Origin of the sequence: Novosphingobium sp. (genome assembly GCF_032093395.1) — a bacterium.
Classification (GTDB): Bacteria; Pseudomonadota; Alphaproteobacteria; order Sphingomonadales; family Sphingomonadaceae; genus Novosphingobium.
Map to the genome: position 1 here is coordinate 6,070 of NZ_DAMDBA010000054.1, position 19,385 is coordinate 25,454.

A 19,385-nucleotide genomic window follows, 5' to 3' on the forward strand; every position below is an offset into this window, starting at 1 on the left:
AAGTGAGTATACGTCAAAAGCGTATCGAGGGTTCGAATCCCTCCCGCTCCGCCATCTGATCTCATCGAAGTCAGCACCGTGCCGTCGGTCAAGCGCCAAGGCGCACCGTTCGGTTTCGTCATGTCCCGGTCCGGGGCGGCAAATCTTTCTATCGGCATCGATAATGGGTCGAAATTGGATGAGCCGGGGGGTATTCGTCGGGAGTGGGTAGCAGCAATCTCCGACGAACGATTCTAGGCGCGATTCTGGCGGGCATTCTCTATTTCACCCTGGCGGGTATCGCGCTGCAGTTGACGAGAGGCGCGGATGGTGTGGCCACGGTCTGGCCGCCGAGCGGGGTTGCCGTAGCCGCGCTCCTGCTCGCGAAACCCGGGCAGCGGCGCTGGGTGCTCGTGGCGCTGGCTATCGCCAGCTTCATCGCCAACTCCGTCTGGATCGGGCGAGCCGGACCCGCGCTGGGCCACACCACTGCAAACGTGGTGGAGGCTCTGGTGGCGTTCTGGTTCATGCGGGACATCCAGCGCAGGAACGATTCGTTTTTCCATATCGCCGCTATTGCGCGCTTCTGCTTTGCGGCCGTGCTGGCCGCCCTGATCAGCGCCACGATCGCCAGCGTGTTGGCGGGGGGCGGAAGCGCCCATATGTTCGTGTCCTGGCTGACGACGACGACACTGGGCATCCTTATCGTCGTACCGCTCATCATGAATTTCATGCATCCCGGTACCAGCGGCCCGGCCAGCAATGCGGCGCAGCTGGGACGCACGGCCCTGGTGCTTGCCGTGGTTGCGGTCGTGGCCGCCGGGGCATTTACCCAGTCCGCCTTCCCTTTGCTTTTCCTGCCCCTGCTGAGCGTTTTGTTCGCCACCTATTTTCTCGGTGCGACGGGCGCGACATGCAGCATCCTGATCATCGCGGCGATCGGCTCCGTCGCGATCTGGCAGGATCGCGGTTCGATCAGCCTGCAGGATGCCGGCACCGAAGTGGAAGTGCTGTTCTTCCAGTTCTACCTCTTCACGCTGCTGGTATCCGCGCTGCCGCTGGCGGCGATGATCGCGATGCGCGACCGCAGCTTTGCCGAAGTGGAGCGGGGCAAGCGCTGGCTGGAAATGTCGGAAAGCATTGCCAAAGTCGGCCACTGGCGGCTCGAACTGGCGGAGCAGCGTCTGTTCTGGTCGGGGGAAGTGTTTCGCATCCATGGCCTGGAGCCAGCCAGCCAGCCCGGCCTGGACGTAGCGGTGAACTTCTACCATCCGGAAGATCGGTCCCTGGTGGAAGGCACGCTGGCGCAATGCCTCGAAACGCTCAAGCCGATCGACTTCGAGGCGCGGATCGTTCGCACGGACGGAGAGATCCGCTACGTCTACAGTTGCAGCGAAGTCGAACTGCGAGAGGATGGCAAGCCGGGGGCGATCTTCGGAATCTTCCAGGATGTCACCAATCGTGTCCTGGCGACGATGGAGCTGGCCAGCGCCCGCGCCCGAGCGGAAGCGCGCGCGGACGAGGCGATCCACCTTGCAGAGACCGATTCCCTGACCGAGATCGCCAATCGTCGCAAGGTTCTGGCGTTCCTCGATGACGAGATCGCCGCTTCAGGCACGACAGGCGGTCCGCTGGCAGTGGCGGTGCTGGACATCGACCGTTTCAAGCAGATTAACGATCGTTTCGGGCACGCGGTGGGCGACCAGGTGATCCGCCGGGTTGCGCAGGCCTGTGCGCTCGCCACGCGCGGGTCCGATCTGGCTGGCCGGATCGGGGGCGAGGAGTTCCTGATCGTGCTGCCTTCGACCAGTGCGGAGATGGCGTTTGCGGTGGCCGAACGCGTGCGCGGCATGGTAGAGGCGATCGACTGGGAGCCGCTCGATCTGGCGAAGGTTACGGTGAGTATCGGGCTCGCTTCCCTGGCCGAGGGCATGGATCGGCAGGAACTCATGGCCCGCGCGGACGGAGCCTTGTACCAGGCCAAGCACGACGGCCGGAATCTCTTGCGGCAAACCGGCTGAACTCTACGCGATCGGCTGGCCGAAGCGGTTGTTAACCATTGTGTGGCAATGGTTTGCCGGCCATCCAAGCGAGCCACATGACCTTCCCGGACGTCGATACCCTCCGCCTTTGCAGCACCTTGTCGTCGAGCGCCTTCGGCCTCGTGTTCGGCGTGTTGTGGCTACGGGACCGTACGGCGTCCCACTACGCTTATTGGGCGTCGTCATCGCTGCTCTATGTCGCCGTGCTCTATGCATTTACGGCAGTGCCGCGCGGGGAGCCGACGGGCCTGGCCCTGATCTATGCCGTGCTGGGCTTGACCAACGCGCTGCCGGTTACGGGCGCGTTGGCGCTGGATGGGGCGCTGGACGGCGGGAGGGCGTGGCGGCGCTGGATGATCGTGCCTGTGGTCGGTCCGGTGATCGGGCACGCATTGCCCGGTGCGCTGGATGCGCTGGGGTGGATTGCGCGGCCGGATCGCTGGCAGAGCGCCGGCGATGCAGCGGGGCTGGCGCTTTCGATGGGTCTGTCCGGCCTTGTCCTGGCCTTCGGGAAAGGCGCGCAGCATTCTGCGGGAAGACGGCTCGCCGGGCTGGCGATGCTGGCTTACCTGCCCGGCTACTTCCTCTCGATCGCCGGCGCCTTCCTCGACCTGCCGGGCAAGGACGTGGTGGCGCTGCTGGCCTTGCTCTCGGACCAGCTACTGCTGGGCGTGCTGAACCTTGCTCTGCTGGCGATCCCGGTGGAGCAAGTGCAGCGCCGGTTGCGTGCCGCGGCCTTGCGCGACCCGCTTACCGGCTGCTGGAACCGGGCCGGGCTGGAACAGGTGGCGGAGCGTTTCCTCTTGCCCGGCGCGGCGGTGATCGCGATCGACGTGGATCACTTCAAGTCGATCAACGATCGCCATGGACACGCCGTGGGAGACGGCGTGCTCATGGCTCTTGGCCGGGAGGCGAAGGCATTGGCCAATGGCGAGGGCGGCTATGCGGCGCGCCTCGGCGGGGATGAATTCCTCGTGCTGCTGCCCGTGGCATGCCGGGATCCGGAACGGTTCATGGATTGCCTGCGCGAACGTCTCGAAGCCAGCATGGCCCTGGCAGACTTCTGGAGCGTAAGCATGGGCCTGGCCCACGTAGAGGCGGACGACCGGCGGATCGACGACGTGATCGTCCGCGCGGATCGTTCGCTTTACGAGGCCAAGGCGCGTCGCGGTCGCCCCGTTCCGCAAGTCTGCTGATCGCCGTTCAGGGGCGCAGCACCCAGCCGCCGTCGACGTGGATGGTCTGCCCGCTGATCCATGCTCCCGCATCCGAACAGAGCAGCAGCGCGGTGCCCACCAGTTCGTCCGGCGCGCCACGCGCACGCAGGGCACAGGTCATGTTGAGGAACTGGATGAACGGGGAATCGTCGGGCACCAGCATCTTGCCTGCGTCGGAGGTGACGTTGCCCGGCGCGATGGCGTTGCAGGTGATGCCGTCCTTGCCGAACTGCTTGGCGAGCGAGGTGGTAAGGCCGACGAGGGCGAGCTTGGTGATGCCGTAAAGTCCGGTCGCCGGGAAGGCGCCGCCCGAGGTCTGGTTGACGATCCGTCCGCCGCCCCGCTCGCGCATCGAGGGTATCACTGCACGGGCGCAGAGCAACGCGCCGTTGAGGTTCACCGCGAAGGCCTTGTTCCAGGCATCGAGCGCGATGGTTTCGCAATTGTCGTAGCTGACATCGACCATCAGCGCGGCATTGTTGATGAGGATATCCACCCCGCCGAACGCTTCCGTTGCGGCTGCGCCCATGGCGAGGGTGGAGGCTTCGTCGGCAACGTCCACCTGCACGCCAACCGCCTTGCCGCCGGCCGCGACGATCTCGTCCGCGACGGCCTTGGCGCCGTCCCCGTTCAAGTCCGCCACCACGATCGACGCGCCCGCATCGGCGAGGCCGAGCGCGTAGGCCCGGCCGATGGAATTGCCGCGTCCGCCCGCGCCGGTGACGACCGCTACTTTGCCGTCGAGGCGGAACTGGTCGAGTGAGAATGTCATTGCAAATGTCTCCTGTCAGCCTGCCGTGATGCCCGCGTCGAGCGAGAGGCAGGCGCCGTGAAAGCCGCGACCGGCGGGGGAGGCGAGCAGCACGACAAGGTCGGCCACGTCTTCCACCTCAACCTGTCCGCGCAGGCCTGAAAAGCGCTTGAGCAGTTCGAAGTCGCAGCCTTCCGGCGGGGTGAAGTTGGTCGCGATATTGGTGATCATTCCGCCCGGCGCGACGGCGTTGATGCGGATGGGCTGCTTCTGGAATTCCATCGCCATGGCCTTGGTCATGCCGACGAGGCCCCACTTGCTGGCGCAATAGGCGGCGGCATAAGCCTCCCCGATGTAAGACGCGCAGGAGGCGACGTTGACGACCGCGCCGTTCACCTTCAGCAGATGCGGGATCGCCGCCTGCGAGAGGAAGAACGGTGCGTTGAGATTGACGTCGATCGTGCGCTCGTACTGCGCCTGCGGCATCTGCGTGGTGTTGGCGAGGTAGATCAGCCCGGCGACGTTGCAGAGCGCGTCGAGGCGGCCGAATGTCTCGACGGCATGAGCGACGACGGCATGGCAGACGGCGGGGTCGGACAGGTCCGCCACTTCGCTGCCTATCTTGCGCCCATGCGGGGCGAGCAGTTCGGCGGTTTCGGCAAGCCCGGCTTCGTTCACGTCCACCAGCCAGAGGTCGCAGCCGGCCTCGGCCAGTTTCAGCGCCGTCATCCGGCCAAGGCCGGAGGCGGCGCCGGTGACGACGGCGGCTTTGCCGGTCATGTCCAGGGTCTTGAAGATCACGCTCATGCGGTGGGCTCCATTGCGGCCAGCGCCGCGTCGAGGAAGGGATCGGCGGCGTGCGCCAGCGCATTGTCGGGCGTGGCGATCGCACCCAGCAGGTCCACGTCCTTGCGCAGCAGCTTGCCGCCATGGGCGAAGGCCGAAGGGGAGGGCAGGCGGGCGTAGACTTCGAAGCCGAAGCTTCGGCCGCTGGAATGCTTGACCAGATCGGCCAGCGCCGCGCGGTCGATCCCCAGCTCTTCCCCCAGCGACAGCGCCGCGTGGGCCAGGCCCATGTTGGCCGCCATCAAGGCATTGTTGACGATCTTGGCGCGCTGGCCGGAGCCGACCGGGCCGAGCAGCACGGTCTTGCCGGCGAAGCTCTCCATCACGGGAAGCGCCTTGGCGAAGGCTTCTTCGCTGCCGCCGCACATGACCGTCAGCGTACCCGCCGCCGCACCCGCGCCGCCGCCGCTGACGGGGGCATCGAGCACGGCGATGCCGTGCGCTTCGGCTTCCGCCGCGAGGCGCTCGCAAGTCTGCGGCAGGATCGTGGAGTGGATGACCAGCGCGCTGCCCGGCTTCATGACCGGGAGCAGTTGCGCGCAGATGTCCTCCACCCCCGCGTCGTCCACCACGCAGATGCCGATATGCCCGCATCGAGCGCCCAGTTCGGCGACGGAAGCCGCGCGATGCGCGCCCTTGGCGACGAGATCGTCCGTCGCCTCCGGACGCCGCGCCCAGACGGTGAGTTCATGCCCGGCCGCCAGCATCCGTTCCGCCATCGGCCCGCCTTGCGAGCCGAGGCCGATGAAGCCGGTCTCGATCCTGTCACTTGGCATGCCAAGGAAGTCCCTTCGCAACCTTTTCGATCATCTCCAGCACCACGCCCTGAATGCGCGAGGCCTTGGGCCAGCCGGCATGGGTGCCGTATTGCAGGCAGAATTCGCGCATTTCCTGCGCCGAGCAGTTGCCGCTCGCCATGGCGGCGTGGATGTGGCTGCGGATCGGGATTTCCGCCCCGGATTCGCAGACGCCGACCAGCGTGATCCAGCGGCGCGAGGGCTCGTCCAACCCGCGACGGCACCACATCTCTCCGAACACGAAATTGTTGATCCCTTCCAGGTAGGGCGTCGCCGGAGGGCCCGGCGGGAAGGTCATGACTTGCGCGAATTCGTCATGCCCACGCTGGCTGCGCACCTCGGGATCCCAAGGTTCGGGGCAGATCGCGGGCACTTCGGCCGGAGGCAGCCCAAGCTCTTCGGCCACCCGCGTCACCGCGCGGTCCAGCTTGCCGCCGTTGCCCCAGCCTGCGTAGACGGCAAGGTGCAGAGCCGCCTCGCGCAGTTCGGCAAGGGTAAGCGTTTCGCTGGTCAGCGCGCCGCGCACGAAATCGTCGATCTGGCGGTCTTCGAGGCCGCAGGTTACGGCGCTGGCGATCGCGACGAGGAAGCGTGGGCGGCGGGGCAGACCCGGCCGCGTCCAGACTTCCGCGAAGACGAAATCGCGCCACGATTCCTCCAGCAGGGTCGCTGGGGGACGGGCCGGGCGAGCGGTCACTTCGGCCTCTGTGGCAAGGCCGCGTGCATTGCGTTCTTGGGGTTGGAGCAGTGCCATCCTCGCTCTCCTCAGTACTGAAGGTTGACCCAGACGTTGCGGACCTGCTGGAATTCGCGCAGGCCCTCGATCCCGCCGAGGCGGCCGTGTCCGGAATGCTTCATGCCGCCGAAGGGCACGCAAGGCGTCATCGCCTCGCCCGATCCGTTGACCTGCACCTGGCCGGCCATCATCCGCCCGGCAACGCGGTGCGCGCGGGTGAGGCTGGTGGTGTGGACATAGGCGCCGAGCCCATAGTCGCTGTCGTTGGCCAGCGCGATCGCTTCTTCCTCGCTGTCGAACGGGGTGACGACCAGCACCGGGCCGAACACTTCGTTGCGGGCGATCTCGCTTGCGGGGGCAACGCCGGCGAGGACGGTGATGGGGTAGAAGTAGCCTTCGCCGTGATCGCCCTCCAGCCGCGCGCCGCCACAGAGCACTTCGCCGCCTTGTTCGACGCCGCGCCGGACCATGCCGTCGATCCGATCGAGCGCGGTTTGCGAGATGACCGGACCCATGAAGGTGTCCATCGCGAAGGGATCGCCCACCTTCACATGCGCGGCCATGGCCTTCAGCATCTGAAGATAGGGCTCGTAGATGGAGCGCTCCACCAGCAGCCGCGTGCCGTTGACGCAGCCCTGGCCATTGGCGCTGACGGCGCCGGAAAGCCCGCGCCTGGCAGCGGCCTGAAGGTCGGCATCGGCAAAGACGACCACAGCCGACTTGCCGCCGAGTTCGAGGCCAACGGGCTTCAGCGTGTCGGCGGCGCTTGCGAGAATCTTCTTCGCGGTCGCGCCGCTGCCGATGAATTCGATCTTGTCGATGCCGGGATGGCTGACCATCGCCGCGCCCACGTCCGGCCCACCGGTGACGAGGTTGACGACGCCGGCTGGGAAACCGGCTTCGTGGATCGCCTCCATCAGCTTCATCAGCGACCACGGCGCCAGTTCGGGCGCCTTCAGCACCACGCAGTTACCTGCGGCGAGCGCCGGGGCCATGACCATGGTGGCGGCGAACAGGGGGCCGTTCCACGGCACGATCACGCCTACGATGCCGTAAGGCTCGTACATCATGTAATCGTGCGCAGGCCCGCCCCAGGTGGAGACGGTACGGCCGTCGATCTTGTCCGCCCAGCCACCGTAGTAGCGGAACTTCTGCGCGGCATCGAGGCTCATGTGGCCGCCCGCGATCAGGATCGAGCCGTTCTCGGCCGTGAGCAGTGGGCTCATTTCGGCGGCCTTGGCCTCGATCAGCGCGGCGAGACGGAACATCAGGTCGCGCCGCTTGTCGCCGGGCAGGTCGCGCCATGCCGGCTGCGCGACCTTGGCGGCGGCGATCGCGCGGTCGACGTCGGCAGGTCCGGCCAGGCGAATCTCTCGGGTGACGCGGCCGGTCCCCGGGTAGACGTGATGCCAGTCCGCGCCGCTGCCGGAGCGCGCGCGCTCTTCGCCAATGACCAGCGAAATCTCGGGGAATGCCGAGATGTCGGGATGTTGGAAGCCCATCCTCGTTCCGTTCCTCTCCACTGTCGGCGTTTGCGGCCGCTCGTTTCACAGTGAAAGGTATGGAGCTAAAAACACGCGGTCAATTGACTTGATCTTGCGTGAAATTACCGAAATCTAAGTCCATAATGATAAAAATAGGCATATAATTGGAGGACTGATGGAACGGGCACCGGGACGACGCAAGGGCACCAACCTGGTGGCGCGGACCACCGAAACGCTGCGCGAGCGGATTTTCGCCTGCGACGCCGGCACCTTGCTGGGCGCGCTGCACGAACTCGCGCGGGAGCTGGAAGTGGGGATCGTCACCCTTCAGCAGGCGGCGCGGGTGCTGGAGCACGAGGGTCTGCTGGAAGTGCGGCGCGGCCCCGGTGGTGGTTATTACGGCACCCGGCCCGACGAAGCCGCGCTGGAGCGCGCGCTCCATTCCTACATGCGAATGAACCCGGCGAGCTATGAGGAGGCACTCGACATGACCTCGCTGCTGTTCACCGAACTCGCGACGGCGGCAGCCCGATGCACCGACGCTTCGTTGCGCGACAAGCTCGCGGTGCTGGGCGAACGTGCCGCATCCTTCCGCACCATGGCGGAGTTCGGGCCGTTCGAGCTGGAGTTTCAGGAGCTGTTGTTCCAGATGGTCCGCCGCCCGCTGTTCGAGATGCTGACGCGCGTAACCCTGCACTATGCCTCGGCCCGTGCTTCGCCGGTGGTGGAGACGTTCGGGGAGGGCGTGGCGTTCTGGCGGGCCGGGCGGCGGCGAATCATCGCCGCGATCCTGGCCAACGATCCCGATCTCACCCGCTTCGAAGCGAACCGGCAGAACCGCGCGGTGGTTATGGGCAGCCTGCAGGGCTGATGCTCTGGCCTCATAAACTCTGCGCACTTGCTATTGAGAATGCGATTGACTCGCAACAATGGGGAAATATATGAGCCGCCTTGAGGGATCAGGGGGTTTCATGTTCAAGTTTTCCGCGTTGCTTTCGAGCGTTGCCATCGCAGCGTTCGCTTTTCCCGCTCAGGCCCAGCAGATCACGCCGGGCGATGCGACGACCAGCCCGGACGACATCATCGTCACCGGCGAGAAAAGCGCGCGCACGCTCCAGGAAACGCCGACCAGCATCGCCGTCACCACTTCGGAGAAGATCGAGCGGGAAAACCTGATCACGATCCAGGACGTCTACAACCGCACGGCCAACGTCTCGGAAACCTACGGAGCGTCGGGCTTCACCATTCGCGGCGTGAGCAACAGCGGCGTGGGCGCGGGTGGGCAGGCGGATGCCGCCAGCGTCTATGTGGACGGCGCGCCGATTCCCAAGTGGGCGCTCTATGGCGGCCCCACCGACATGTGGGACGTGCAGCAGGTGGAAGTGCTGCGCGGGCCGCAGTCGACCATCCAGGGGCTCAACGCCCTGGCCGGCGGCATCGTCATCACCAGCAAGAATCCCACTCTGGATCGTTGGACCGGCGATGCGCGGGTGCTCTGGACCGAGCATGACGATCGCACCTTCTCGGCCGCCGTGGGCGGGCCGATCATCCGGGACGAACTCGGTGTGCGGCTTTCGGCCGAGCGCCGCGCGGATCGCGGACTGATCAAGAACGTCACGCGCGGCGGCTATGACGACGAACTCAAGTCGCTGAACCTGCGCGGCAAGGTGCTCTGGACGCCCAGCGCGCTTCCCGGCCTCGAAGCGGTAGCCAGCTACAACCGGGTGCGGCGCGACGGCGGCTATCTCTACGAATATTCGCGCACCGACGTGCCGGACTATTTCAACAACCGCATTTCCACGGGCGACCAGCCCAGCCGCGGCAAGATCGCCAGCGACATCGCCGTGCTCAATCTCAGCTATCCGGTGGTGGAAAACCTGAAGCTGTCGAGCGTCACTTCGTGGAACCGCTCCAAGGTCCACTCGGTGATCGACACCGACGGCACGCCGCAGGACATTCAGGCGATCGACAATCGTTATCTCTACAAGACGCTGACGCAGGAATTGCGCCTCAACTACGAAGGCGAGCGGCTGAGCGGGTTGCTCGGCGCCTGGTATTATCGCCGCACCGGCTCGATCGACCAGAACAGCCGCGTCAACATCGCCACGCCGACCTCCACGATCGCCGGCCTGCTGCAATCCAGCGGCTTCAACGCGGCGACGTCGCAGTTCATCGCCAACGCCTATGCCGCTCAGTTGCCGGTCATTCCCGTGGCCTACGCTGCCGAGCAGCCCGAGAAAGTCGAGACGATGGCGCTGTTCGGAGATGCGCGCTTCAAGGTGACGGATCGCCTGACCCTGATCGGCGGCTTCCGCTTCGATCATGAGCGCAACCGCTATGCAGCGGAAACCGTTGCCGCGTTCAACGGTACCCTGCCGGACGTGAACTTCATGGGTACGGCCTATGCGCCGGTGATCTCGGTCATCAACCAGGGCGTACTTGGCCTGGTGTCCGACGCCTCCTCGCCGCTTGCTTCCAACAGCCGCACCTTCAACGCCTTCCTGCCCAAGGCCGGTATCAGCATGGACTGGACACCGGACATCACCACCGCCTTCACCGTGCAGCGGGCCTATCGCTCCGGCGGGTCGAGCCAGAACCCGGCACGCGCGGAACTGGTGCCCTACGATCCCGAATTCAGCTGGAACTACGAAGGCTCGCTGCGCTCCAAGTGGCTGGACGGCCGCCTGACGCTCAACGCCAATGTCTTCTACATGGAGTGGAAAGACCAGCAGGTCACCGCCTACTTCGGGCTGAACGCCTACGACTACAACACGGTCAACGCGGCCGGTTCGCATCTCTATGGCTTCGAGGTGGAGGCGAACGCCACGGTGGCGCCGGGGATCGACCTCTATGCCTCGGTCGGCCACGTCCGCACCAAGTTCGACGAATTCACCCTGCCGACCGGCGCTACCAGCACGATCGATCTCCAGGGCACGCAGTTCCCCTATGCCCCGCGCTGGACACTTTCGGGCGGCGCGAACGCCCGGTTCGGCGGCGGCATCACCGCGAACCTCAATGCCAACTACCGCACTTCGGTGTTCACCGGCGTCGGTCAGGACCAGGCACAGTTCAAGGTGGGCGCGCGCACCGTGGTCAACGGCCGGATCGGCTACGAGACCGAAAACTGGTCGATCTTCGGCTTCGTGCGAAACCTCTTCAACGAGAAATACAAGCAATACGAATATGCGGCGATCAACCAGGCGATCCTGGGCGAGCCGCAGACCTTCGGCGTGGGCGCGGGAGTCCATTGGTGATCTATCCGGCGAGCCTTCTGCTCATGGCGGGAGGCGCGCTCGGCGCCTTTCTGCTGCGGCGATCGTGGTTGCGGCGAGACGGTTCCGCCCCTGGCCTGATCGCCGGGGGCTGGGTCGTTCTGCTCGGTCTCCTGCTGACTTCGGCGTTCCTGATCGGTCCCGTGAAAGGGACGGCCCTGGCACTCGCCATGGAGGGAATCGGCGCGCTGCTGGTGATCTGGCTCGGCCGGGTGCGCCGCAAGGCCGGGCGCCTGCGCGAGGTTGACGTCGCTCCGGAGCCATTGGAAGAACCCGGCCGGGTCTGGCGCGGGGTGCTCCGTACCCTGCTGGCCGGGCCGCTCGGCATGACCGCGGCGATGGCCGTGGCCTTCTGCCTGACCGTCTACATGCCCGGAGATCCGCGCACGCGTATCGTTATCGGCGGTCTGCTGATGCCGGTGCTCTGGGGGCTTGCCATGACCTGGACTCTGGCCGATCGCCGTATCCTGCGCGCCACGGCGGCGCTGGTCGGCACCAGCGTGGTGGGCTTCGGCCTTGCCTGGCTTGGGGCACATCTGGGAGCCTCGGCATGAGCAATACCCGTAAGAAGCAGTGGCGCTGGCCGATTTCGCCGGAGACGGTGCGCTCGGTGCTCAGCAGCCATTCTATACTCGGCCTCGCGTTTGCCTCGGTGATCTATCTGGTCTGCGTGACCGGCACGATCGCGGTCTTCGCGCCCGATCTCGAACGCTGGGAAGTGCCCGCCACCCCGGTGGCCCGCAGCCTCAGCGACCAGGCCGCCGCGCGCGCCATCGCCGAGGGCGCCAAGCATACGCCCGGCGATGCGGCGCTCTATCTCAACATGCCGAGTACCGCGCTGGAAGGCGCGACGCTGGTCGCCTTCAGCCCGACGTTCGAGCGCAAGTGGGCGGTGGCCGAGGATGGCTCGCTGTCCGATCTCGAAGCGGTCTGGACCGAGTTCCTGATCCATCTCCACGTCAACCTGCACCTGCCGCGAAGCTGGGGCGAGTTCATCGTCGGGCTGACCGGCGTGGCGCTGCTGTCCTCGCTGGTTTCGGGCATCCTTGCCCATCCGCGCGTGCTTCGCGATGCCTTCCATCTGCGGCTCGGCGGCTCGCGTCGCTTGCAGGAGGCGGACCTGCACAACCGCCTGGGCATCTGGGCCCTGCCGTTCCACTTCACGCTGGCGCTTACCGGCGCGCTGCTGGGTCTGAGCACGATCATCGTCGCGGTCCTGGCCCTGCTGCTCTATCCCGAGGGCGGCATGAAGAAGGTCTACGAGCTGTTCCTCGATGCACCACCGCCGGTCGATGCGCGTGCGGTGCCGATGCCCGACATCGCCGCGCTCATCGCGGAAGCGCGCCGGCAATCGCCGGAAGCGGCGCCGCAGAACGTGGTCGTCGAACGCCCCGGTCGCGCCGACATGCGCGTCGCGGTTCATGGCGCGCGGCCGAAGCTGCTGGTCCAGCAGGACGAAACGCGGTTCGATGCGACAGGGAAGGCCATCGCCCAGGAACGTCCCGAGGACTTCGTCGCCGGAACCCGCATCCTGGGCGGCATCGGCCAGCTTCACTTCGGCTGGTACGGCGGGCTGCCGGTGCGGCTTGCCTATGGCCTGCTGGGCATTGCGCTCTGCGTGGTGACCTCCAGCGGCGTAACGATCTGGCTGGCCCGTCGTCGTGACCGGGGTCGCGCCGCGCCGCAATGGGAGCGGATCTGGGCAGCCGTCTGCTGGGGACAACCCGCGATCCTCGCCCTGACGGCACTATTGGCGTGGTTTGTGCGCGCAGCTCCGCTTCCGAGCGTATGGCTGGCGCTCACCGTGCTCTCGATCCTGGCCAGCGCCCTGGCACGCGACGTGCCCGGCGCCTCGCTCTCCCGGATCTGGCGCTGGGTGCTCGCGGTTTTGCTGGTCGCCTTGGCTCTGCTTCATGGCGCGGTGGCGCTGCCGAAAGGCGGTTCGCTCTTGATGGACGGCCTGCTCCTGGCAGGCGCGCTGGGTGTTCTGGCGATGCAGCTTCGCAGCCGCGCGGCTCCGATTTCGGTAACCTGAAGGGAACCCGCAGGAGCGATCCGCCGCCGCTCGCCCACTGCCCTAGACGATGATAGCATCCACTATCGTTGGGGGAGAGGAGCGAGGACATGATCGAATCCAGCCTGATCCGCAGGCCCGGCGCGTCGCTGGATGCCGCGCGGGGATTGCTTCATGCCGAGCACTTCCAGGTCGCCTACGCCACCAGCGACATGGCCGCGGCCAAGGCGCTTTTCATGGAGCGCTTCGGGATCCGGGAGTTTCGCCAGCTTTCCGGCGATCTCCCGGCCGGTGGTGAGATCCACGTCGAACTCGCATGGCTTGGCCCGGTCATGTACGAGCTGCTCACTGCGCGCGGCCCCGGATCCGAACTCTACGTCGGGCGCCTGCCTGCCCAGGGCTTTGCGATCCGGCATCATCATCTCGGCTATCTGGTTCATGACCGCGCCCAGTGGGACGCGCTGATGGCAGAGATCGCGCACGAAGGCCGGGACATGCCGCATCGCCGCTGCAATCCGGGCTTCCTCGAAAGCTGCATCGTCGATGCACCGGAACTGGGCCATTACCTCGAATATATCCTGCCGGAAGAGGCCTGTCGCCGCTTCTTCGAGGACGTGCCCCGCAACTGAACCGGCCGACGAACAGGGACGCGAACGGGAAGGTGGGCGGGAAGGTGCGCGGGAACGCTCTTTGATGAGCGCCGTTCATGACCTCATACGAATTCACGCAGTGCCTTATCGCGATTTCATGCGCTATCGTGCCTGCCGGACGGAAACTGCCGTCCTGGTGCGAAGGACGGGCAATGAGCGAGACGGCGCATTTCGAAGTATCCAGACGAACGGTTCTGGCAGGCGGCGCGGCAAGCGTCGGCATTTCTGCCATGCCGTCCGTTGCGGAAGGAGCGGCACCCATGACGCAGCAGCCTCCGACGATGGCGGTCAATTTGAAGATCAACGGAAGGGGCCAGGCGCTCACGCTCGATACGCGTACGACCTTGCTCGATGCCCTGCGCGATCATGTGGGCCTGATGGGAACCAAGAAGGGCTGCGACCATGGCCAGTGCGGCGCCTGCACGGTTCTGGTGAACGGAACGCGGATCAACTCCTGCCTTAGCCTGGCCGTCATGCACGAAGGCGATGCGGTGACCACGATCGAGGGATTGGGCACGCCGGAAGACCTGCACCCGATGCAGGCGGCATTCGTGAAGCACGACGGTTTCCAGTGCGGCTATTGCACGCCGGGGCAGATCTGTTCGGCCGTCGCCGTGCTGGAGGAGATCAAGGCGGGGATACCCAGCCACGTCCAGGGCGATGTGGGCGGTGCCCCCGAAATGAGTGTGCTGGAAATGCGCGAGCGGATGAGCGGCAATATCTGCCGCTGCGGCGCCTACTCGAACATCGCCGAAGCCATGGCCGAGGTCGCGGGCGTCCGGATTGCCGAAACCCATGGTGCGCCGAACGATGCGGGAGTGGAAGCATGAAGGCCTTCACTTACGAACGCGCGAAGACGCCCGCCGCCGCCGCGGCAGCCGTAGCGGCCAACAAGGGCGCCAAGTTCATTGCCGGGGGCACCAACCTGCTCGATTTGATGAAGCTGGAGATCGAAACGCCGACGCACCTCGTCGACGTGCAGGATCTCGGGCTGGACCGGATCGAGGAGACGAAGGAAGGCGGCCTGCGCATCGGCACGCTGGTCAGCAACACGGCGCTGGCCGCCGATAGTCGCGTGCGGCGGGACTACGGGGTGCTCACCCGCGCCATCGTCGCAGGTGCTTCGGGGCAGCTGCGCAACAAGGCGACCACCGGCGGCAACTTGCTCCAGCGCACCCGCTGTCCCTATTTCTACGACACCAACCAGGCCTGCAACAAGCGCAAGCCCGGATCCGGCTGCGCCGCGATCGGCGGGTTCAGCCGCCAGCTGGGCGTGGTGGGGACCAGCGACGCCTGCATCGCCACGCATCCCAGCGATATGGCCATCGCTCTGCGCGTGCTGGATGCGACGGTCGAGACGGTCGATGCCTCCGGCAAGACCCGCAGCGTGCCGGTCGGAGAGTTCCACCGCCTTCCGGGCAATACGCCTCATGTAGAGAACGTGCTGCAGCCCGGAGAGCTGATCACCGCCGTCACCCTTCCCAAGCCTCTGGGCGGGCGGCACTTCTATCACAAGGTCCGCGACCGCGCGTCCTATGCCTTTGCGCTGGTGTCCGTCGCGGCGGTGCTGAACAAGGACGGCAGCGGGCGGGTCGCCTTCGGCGGCGTGGCGCCCAGGCCCTGGCGTGTGGAGGCCGCCGATGCGCAACTGCGCAACGGCGCCGGCGCCGTGGCGAAGACCGCCTTCGCAGAGGCGCGTCCCACGCACGAGAATGCCTTCAAGGTCACCCTGGCCGAACGCACGCTTGCAGCCCTTATCGCGGAGAACCGGGCATGAAGTTCGATACGCCTGCGGGCAAGAACCCGATCGACGCCATGAAGGTCATCGGCCAGGCCGTCGATCGCGTGGACGGCAAGCTGAAGACCACCGGCCAGGCGCCCTATGCCTATGAGCATGGCGATGTTCCCGCCAAGCCTGCCTATGGCTACGTGATCGGCGCCGGAATCGCCAAGGGCCGCATCGTCTCGATGAATACGGCCGAGGCGAAGCGGATGCCCGGCGTGCTCGCGGTGATCAGCGCCGAGAATGCGCAGCCGCTCGGCAAGGGCGGGATGAATACCGCCAAGCTGTTGGGCGGTCCGGCCATAGATCATTATCACCAGGCCGTGGCGGTCGTGGTGGCCGAGAGCTTCGAGCAGGCGCGCAGCGCGGCCAATGCCGTGCGGATCGAATATGCGCGCGCTGATGGCCGCTTCGATCTGGCCAAGGCCAAGCCCGGTGCCCAACCGCTGACCGGAAACGACGCCGATACCCACACCGGCGATTTCGAAGGCGCTTTCGCCTCGGCACCGGTCAAGTTCGACCAGACCTACACGACGCCCGACCAGAACCACGCGATGATGGAGCCTTTCGCGACGATCGCCTGGTGGGAAGGCGACGCGCTTTCGGTCTGGACTTCGAACCAGATGATCGCCTGGAACAAGAAGGAACTGGCGGCCACCTTCAAGATGCCGCCGGAGAAGGTCCATGTCCGCTCGCCTTATGTCGGCGGCGGTTTCGGCGGCAAGCTGTTCCTGCGCGCCGATGCGGTGATGGCGGCGCTGGGCGCGAAGGCTTGCGGAAGGCCGGTGAAGATCGCCCTGCCGCGTCCCTTCATGGTCAACAACGCCACGCATCGCCCGGCGACGATCCAGCGCATCCGCATCGGCACGACCAGCGAGGGCCGCATCACCGCGATCGGGCATGAAAGCTGGTCGGGCGACCTGCCCGGCGGCGGTCCGGAAGCGGCGACGCAGCAGACCAAGCTGCTCTACGCCGGGGCCAATCGCCTCACCGCGCTGCGGCTGGCCGAACTGGACCTTCCCGAAGCCAACGCCATGCGCGCGCCGGGCGAGGCGCCGGGCTTGATGGCGCTGGAGATCGCCATCGACGAGACGGCGGAAAAGCTCGGCATGGATCCCGTGAAGTTCCGCGTGCTCAACGATACCCAGGTCGATCCCGAGCACCCCGAGCGCAAGTTCTCCCAACGCAATCTGGTGCGCTGCCTGGAAGAGGGTGCGCAGCGCTTCGGCTGGAACCGGCGCAACGCCAAGCCGGCCCAAGTCCGCGAGGGTCGTTGGCTGATCGGCCTCGGCGTCGCGGCGGCGTTCCGCAACAACATCAACATGACTTCGGCCGCGCGCGTGCGGCTGGCCGCCGACGGCATCGTGACGGTCGAAACCGACATGACCGATATCGGCACGGGCTCCTACACGATCATCGCCCAGACGGCGGCGGAGATGATGGGCCTGCCGGTCGAGAAGGTGCGCGTGAAGCTGGGGGATTCCTCGTTCCCGGCATCCGCGGGCTCGGGCGGCCAATGGGGCGCCAACAGCTCGACCTCGGGCGTTTATGCGGCCTGCACCAAGTTGCGCGAATTGGCGGCGCAGCGCCTGGGCCTGGACCCGGCGGCAGCGGAGTTCGTCGATGGCGAAGTGCGGGCGGGCAATCGTTCCGCAGCTCTGGCGGAAGCGGCGAAGTCCGGAGAACTCGTTGCCGAGGAGACCATGCAGTGGGGCGATCTGGCCAAGACCTTCCAGCAGTCCACCTTCGGCGCGCACTTCGTGGAGGCGGCGGTCGATTCCTACACCGGCGAAACACGGGTGAGGCGGATGCTGGCGGTCTGCGCGGCCGGGCGCATCCTCAATCCCAAGACCGCGCGCAGCCAGGTGATCGGCGCCATGACCATGGGCGTCGGCGGCGCGCTGATGGAGGAACTCGCGGTCGACAAGCGCTTCGGCTTCTTCGTCAACCATGACCTTGCCGGATACGAAGTGCCGGTCCACGCCGACATTCCGCACCAGGACGTGGTCTTCCTGGACGAGGCGGACGACAAGGTCTCGCCCATGAAGGCCAAGGGGGTGGGTGAACTCGGGCTCTGCGGCGTGGGCGCGGCGGTCGCCAACGCGGTCTACAACGCCACCGGCGTGCGCGTCCGCGACTATCCGATCACGCTCGACAAGTACCTTGCGAAGCTGCCTGCCATTGCCTGACTGACCAACGCCTGACTGGATCGCCGCTGAAGATCTCCGCAACCAGCTCCGGCGCTGACGGGAAATAGAAGTGCATGTAGCTCGCCGTGAGCGGGCCTTGCCGGAAAATCCGCTCGCCCTTGCGCCCATCCGGCGTCTGGGCGAGCGCGATCGGCGGAAGAGTCGTTTCGAGCTGCGAATAGTGGAACGTGTGTCCGCGCACCGCGTGGCCGTGCAGTTCCGCCTCCTGCATGCCCAGGCCGACGAGGCGCTTCTGCATGGTCGCGCGGGCGGGCAGCAGGCCCAGCATCGGCGCGCTGCCGCCCGCTGCTTCCGTGAGCCTTTCGCAGGCATAGAGCATACCGCCGCATTCGGCCAAAATCGGTCGGCCTGCCGAGAAATGGGTGCGGATCGCCTCGATCATCGGGCGGTTGGCGGATAGCGCCGCCAGATGAAGCTCCGGATAGCCGCCGGGCAGCCACAGCGCGTCGCAGTCCGGCAGCGCAGCGTCCCGCAAGGGCGAGAAGAACGACAGTAGCGCCCCCGCGCGCTCCAGAAACTCCAGGTTGGCACGGTAGACGAACGCGAAAGCTTCATCGCGGGCCACGGCGATGCGTCGCCCCGCCAGTGTGGCAGGCGGCGGTGATAGGGAGGCGGGCGGCGGAAAGGAGGCTGGGTCCGGCAGCCACAAGGCGCTCTCGGGGATAAGGTCGGCGGCGCGGTCGATGCGGGCTTCGAGGTCTGCGATCTCGCTTGCCTGCACGAGGCCGAGGTGGCGCTCGGGCAGGCCCATGCCCTCGTCACGCCGCATGGCACCCAGCCATCGCACGCCGCCTGACCCCGCACCTTGGGGCATCCCGCGTTCCAACAGTTCGGCGTGGCGGTCGCTGCCGACGCGGTTGGCGAGCACGGCCGCCACCTTCACGTCCTTGCGATAGGTAGCGAGCCCGTGGACGAGCGCGCCGAAGGTCTGCGCCATCGACGAACCATCGAGCACGGCCAGCACGGGAAGGCCGAACAGCCGGGCCAGATCGGCCGAGGAAGGTGTGCCGTCGAACAGGCCCATTGCCCCTTCCACCAGGATCAGGTCCGCCTCCCCGGCCGCCTCGTGCAACAGCGCGCGGCACTGGTCCTCGCCGCACATGAACAGGTCTAGCTGATGGACCGGCGCCCCGCTGGCGACTTCGTGGACCATGGGGTCGAGGAAATCCGGGCCGCACTTGAACACCCGTACCCGGCGGCCGGCGCGGACGTGGCGGCGGGCGAGGGCGGCCGTGACCAGGGTCTTGCCCTGTCCCGACGAGGGTGCGGTGACGAGCAGCGCCGGGCAGGCATTCGCCGGTATCCCTAAGGAGGGAGGAGCAGATATCGCCTGGACGGGCAGGCTTGGCAGCGATTGATCCACAGTTCCCCCTTCGACGCAAACGCACGCATGTCGTCACGCGAAGGTGCCCTCTTCTGCGAGAGAGCAGGAACTTCGTCCGCCCGGTACATCCCGCCCGCGCGAAGGATCGACGGCGAAGGGCCGGTTTCCTGACTTTCCGGATCCTCGCGCCTTCCGCCGCCTTCTCGAAGCGGCCGCTTCAATGGCGTGGTGGCGGGGCGCATCCCCGGTTACAGTTGCGGGAGCAGTGCCGGCGGCCACG

The 19,385-nt window shown here is 66.5% G+C and carries 16 protein-coding genes, 1 tRNA gene and 1 riboswitch (2 of these 18 only partly in view); of the genes, 11 read left to right on the top strand and 6 right to left on the bottom strand.

Annotation, left to right across the window (positions count from 1 at the left end):
- The 3 genes from RT424_RS16605 to RT424_RS16615 all read left to right on the top strand — a co-directional run.
- Positions 1-54 (top strand) — tRNA-OTHER (locus tag RT424_RS16605) (it extends 53 nt beyond the left edge of the window).
- 149 nt (positions 55-203) lie between these two features.
- Positions 204-2,000, top strand: coding sequence for a diguanylate cyclase (locus tag RT424_RS16610; RefSeq protein WP_313440550.1), 1,797 nt, complete (start codon positions 204-206; stop codon positions 1,998-2,000).
- A gap of 77 nt (positions 2,001-2,077) precedes the next feature.
- A complete protein-coding gene (locus RT424_RS16615) occupies positions 2,078-3,217 on the top strand; it encodes a GGDEF domain-containing protein (protein WP_313440552.1) in 1,140 nt (379 codons plus the stop codon).
- A 7-nt stretch (positions 3,218-3,224) separates the two neighbouring features.
- Here RT424_RS16615 and RT424_RS16620 read toward each other — a convergent pair whose 3' ends face one another.
- From RT424_RS16620 to RT424_RS16640, 5 genes are read right to left on the bottom strand one after another with little or no spacing between them, the layout of a single operon-like run.
- Complete coding sequence (locus RT424_RS16620; protein WP_313440554.1) at positions 3,225-4,010, bottom strand: SDR family oxidoreductase; 786 nt, start codon at positions 4,008-4,010, stop codon at positions 3,225-3,227.
- A 15-nt stretch (positions 4,011-4,025) separates the two neighbouring features.
- Positions 4,026-4,796, bottom strand: a complete 771-nt coding sequence (locus RT424_RS16625; RefSeq protein ID WP_313440556.1) for an SDR family oxidoreductase — start codon at positions 4,794-4,796, stop codon at positions 4,026-4,028.
- Positions 4,793-5,611 (bottom strand): NAD(P)-dependent oxidoreductase, encoded by an 819-nt coding sequence (locus RT424_RS16630; protein WP_313440558.1) that lies wholly within the window; start codon positions 5,609-5,611, stop codon positions 4,793-4,795. Before RT424_RS16630 ends, RT424_RS16625 begins: the two co-directional genes overlap by 4 nt.
- Positions 5,601-6,386, bottom strand: a complete 786-nt coding sequence (locus RT424_RS16635) for a carboxymuconolactone decarboxylase family protein (RefSeq protein WP_313440560.1) — start codon at positions 6,384-6,386, stop codon at positions 5,601-5,603. The genes RT424_RS16630 and RT424_RS16635 overlap by 11 nt, the downstream gene beginning before the upstream one ends.
- Positions 6,387-6,397: 11 nt before the next feature.
- Positions 6,398-7,870, bottom strand: coding sequence for an aldehyde dehydrogenase family protein (locus RT424_RS16640; RefSeq protein WP_313440561.1), 1,473 nt, complete (start codon positions 7,868-7,870; stop codon positions 6,398-6,400).
- 157 nt (positions 7,871-8,027) lie between these two features.
- Here RT424_RS16640 and RT424_RS16645 point away from each other — a divergent pair, with 157 nt between their 5' ends.
- The 8 genes from RT424_RS16645 to paoC all read left to right on the top strand — a co-directional run bounded on the left by RT424_RS16645 (position 8,028) and on the right by paoC (position 17,760).
- A complete protein-coding gene (locus RT424_RS16645; RefSeq protein WP_313440563.1) occupies positions 8,028-8,723 on the top strand; it encodes an FCD domain-containing protein in 696 nt (231 codons plus the stop codon).
- A 100-nt stretch (positions 8,724-8,823) separates the two neighbouring features.
- Positions 8,824-11,106 (top strand): TonB-dependent receptor, encoded by a 2,283-nt coding sequence (locus RT424_RS16650; RefSeq protein ID WP_313440565.1) that lies wholly within the window; start codon positions 8,824-8,826, stop codon positions 11,104-11,106.
- Positions 11,100-11,678: a hypothetical protein gene (locus tag RT424_RS16655; RefSeq protein WP_313440567.1), complete on the top strand. Its 579-nt coding sequence runs from the start codon at positions 11,100-11,102 to the stop codon at positions 11,676-11,678. The genes RT424_RS16650 and RT424_RS16655 overlap by 7 nt, the downstream gene beginning before the upstream one ends.
- Positions 11,675-13,159, top strand: a complete 1,485-nt coding sequence (locus tag RT424_RS16660) for a PepSY-associated TM helix domain-containing protein (protein WP_313440569.1) — start codon at positions 11,675-11,677, stop codon at positions 13,157-13,159. The genes RT424_RS16655 and RT424_RS16660 overlap by 4 nt, the downstream gene beginning before the upstream one ends.
- A gap of 89 nt (positions 13,160-13,248) precedes the next feature.
- A complete protein-coding gene (locus RT424_RS16665; protein WP_313440571.1) occupies positions 13,249-13,767 on the top strand; it encodes a hypothetical protein in 519 nt (172 codons plus the stop codon).
- Between the two features lie 173 nt (positions 13,768-13,940).
- Positions 13,941-14,618: an aldehyde dehydrogenase iron-sulfur subunit PaoA gene (gene paoA, locus RT424_RS16670; RefSeq protein WP_313440573.1), complete on the top strand. Its 678-nt coding sequence runs from the start codon at positions 13,941-13,943 to the stop codon at positions 14,616-14,618.
- The gene (locus RT424_RS16675) at positions 14,615-15,565 is read left to right on the top strand and encodes a xanthine dehydrogenase family protein subunit M (RefSeq protein WP_313440575.1); all 951 of its coding nucleotides are present in this window, start codon (positions 14,615-14,617) and stop codon (positions 15,563-15,565) included. Before paoA ends, RT424_RS16675 begins: the two co-directional genes overlap by 4 nt.
- On the top strand, positions 15,562-17,760 hold the full coding sequence (gene paoC, locus RT424_RS16680; protein WP_313440577.1) for an aldehyde oxidoreductase molybdenum-binding subunit PaoC: 2,199 nt from the start codon (positions 15,562-15,564) through the stop codon (positions 17,758-17,760). The genes RT424_RS16675 and paoC overlap by 4 nt, the downstream gene beginning before the upstream one ends.
- On the opposite strand, the gene RT424_RS16685 is transcribed toward paoC, so the two are convergent.
- A complete protein-coding gene (locus tag RT424_RS16685; protein WP_313440579.1) occupies positions 17,717-19,144 on the bottom strand; it encodes a cobyrinate a,c-diamide synthase in 1,428 nt (475 codons plus the stop codon). The two genes, paoC and RT424_RS16685, sit on opposite strands and share 44 nt — an antisense overlap.
- Before the next feature lie 100 nt (positions 19,145-19,244).
- Positions 19,245-19,385, bottom strand: a riboswitch (cobalamin riboswitch) (it continues 67 nt past the right edge of the window).

Coding starts and splice junctions, on each gene's coding strand:
- RT424_RS16615 (WP_313440552.1), top strand. CDS start 2,078: ATGACCTTCCCGGACGTCGATACCCTCCGCCTTTGCAGCACCTTGTCG.
- RT424_RS16620 (WP_313440554.1), bottom strand. CDS start 4,010: ATGACATTCTCACTCGACCAGTTCCGCCTCGACGGCAAAGTAGCGGTC.
- RT424_RS16625 (WP_313440556.1), bottom strand. CDS start 4,796: ATGAGCGTGATCTTCAAGACCCTGGACATGACCGGCAAAGCCGCCGTC.
- RT424_RS16630 (WP_313440558.1), bottom strand. CDS start 5,611: ATGCCAAGTGACAGGATCGAGACCGGCTTCATCGGCCTCGGCTCGCAA.
- RT424_RS16635 (WP_313440560.1), bottom strand. CDS start 6,386: ATGGCACTGCTCCAACCCCAAGAACGCAATGCACGCGGCCTTGCCACA.
- RT424_RS16640 (WP_313440561.1), bottom strand. CDS start 7,870: ATGGGCTTCCAACATCCCGACATCTCGGCATTCCCCGAGATTTCGCTG.
- RT424_RS16645 (WP_313440563.1), top strand. CDS start 8,028: ATGGAACGGGCACCGGGACGACGCAAGGGCACCAACCTGGTGGCGCGG.
- RT424_RS16650 (WP_313440565.1), top strand. CDS start 8,824: ATGTTCAAGTTTTCCGCGTTGCTTTCGAGCGTTGCCATCGCAGCGTTC.
- RT424_RS16660 (WP_313440569.1), top strand. CDS start 11,675: ATGAGCAATACCCGTAAGAAGCAGTGGCGCTGGCCGATTTCGCCGGAG.
- RT424_RS16665 (WP_313440571.1), top strand. CDS start 13,249: ATGATCGAATCCAGCCTGATCCGCAGGCCCGGCGCGTCGCTGGATGCC.
- paoA (WP_313440573.1), top strand. CDS start 13,941: ATGAGCGAGACGGCGCATTTCGAAGTATCCAGACGAACGGTTCTGGCA.
- RT424_RS16675 (WP_313440575.1), top strand. CDS start 14,615: ATGAAGGCCTTCACTTACGAACGCGCGAAGACGCCCGCCGCCGCCGCG.
- paoC (WP_313440577.1), top strand. CDS start 15,562: ATGAAGTTCGATACGCCTGCGGGCAAGAACCCGATCGACGCCATGAAG.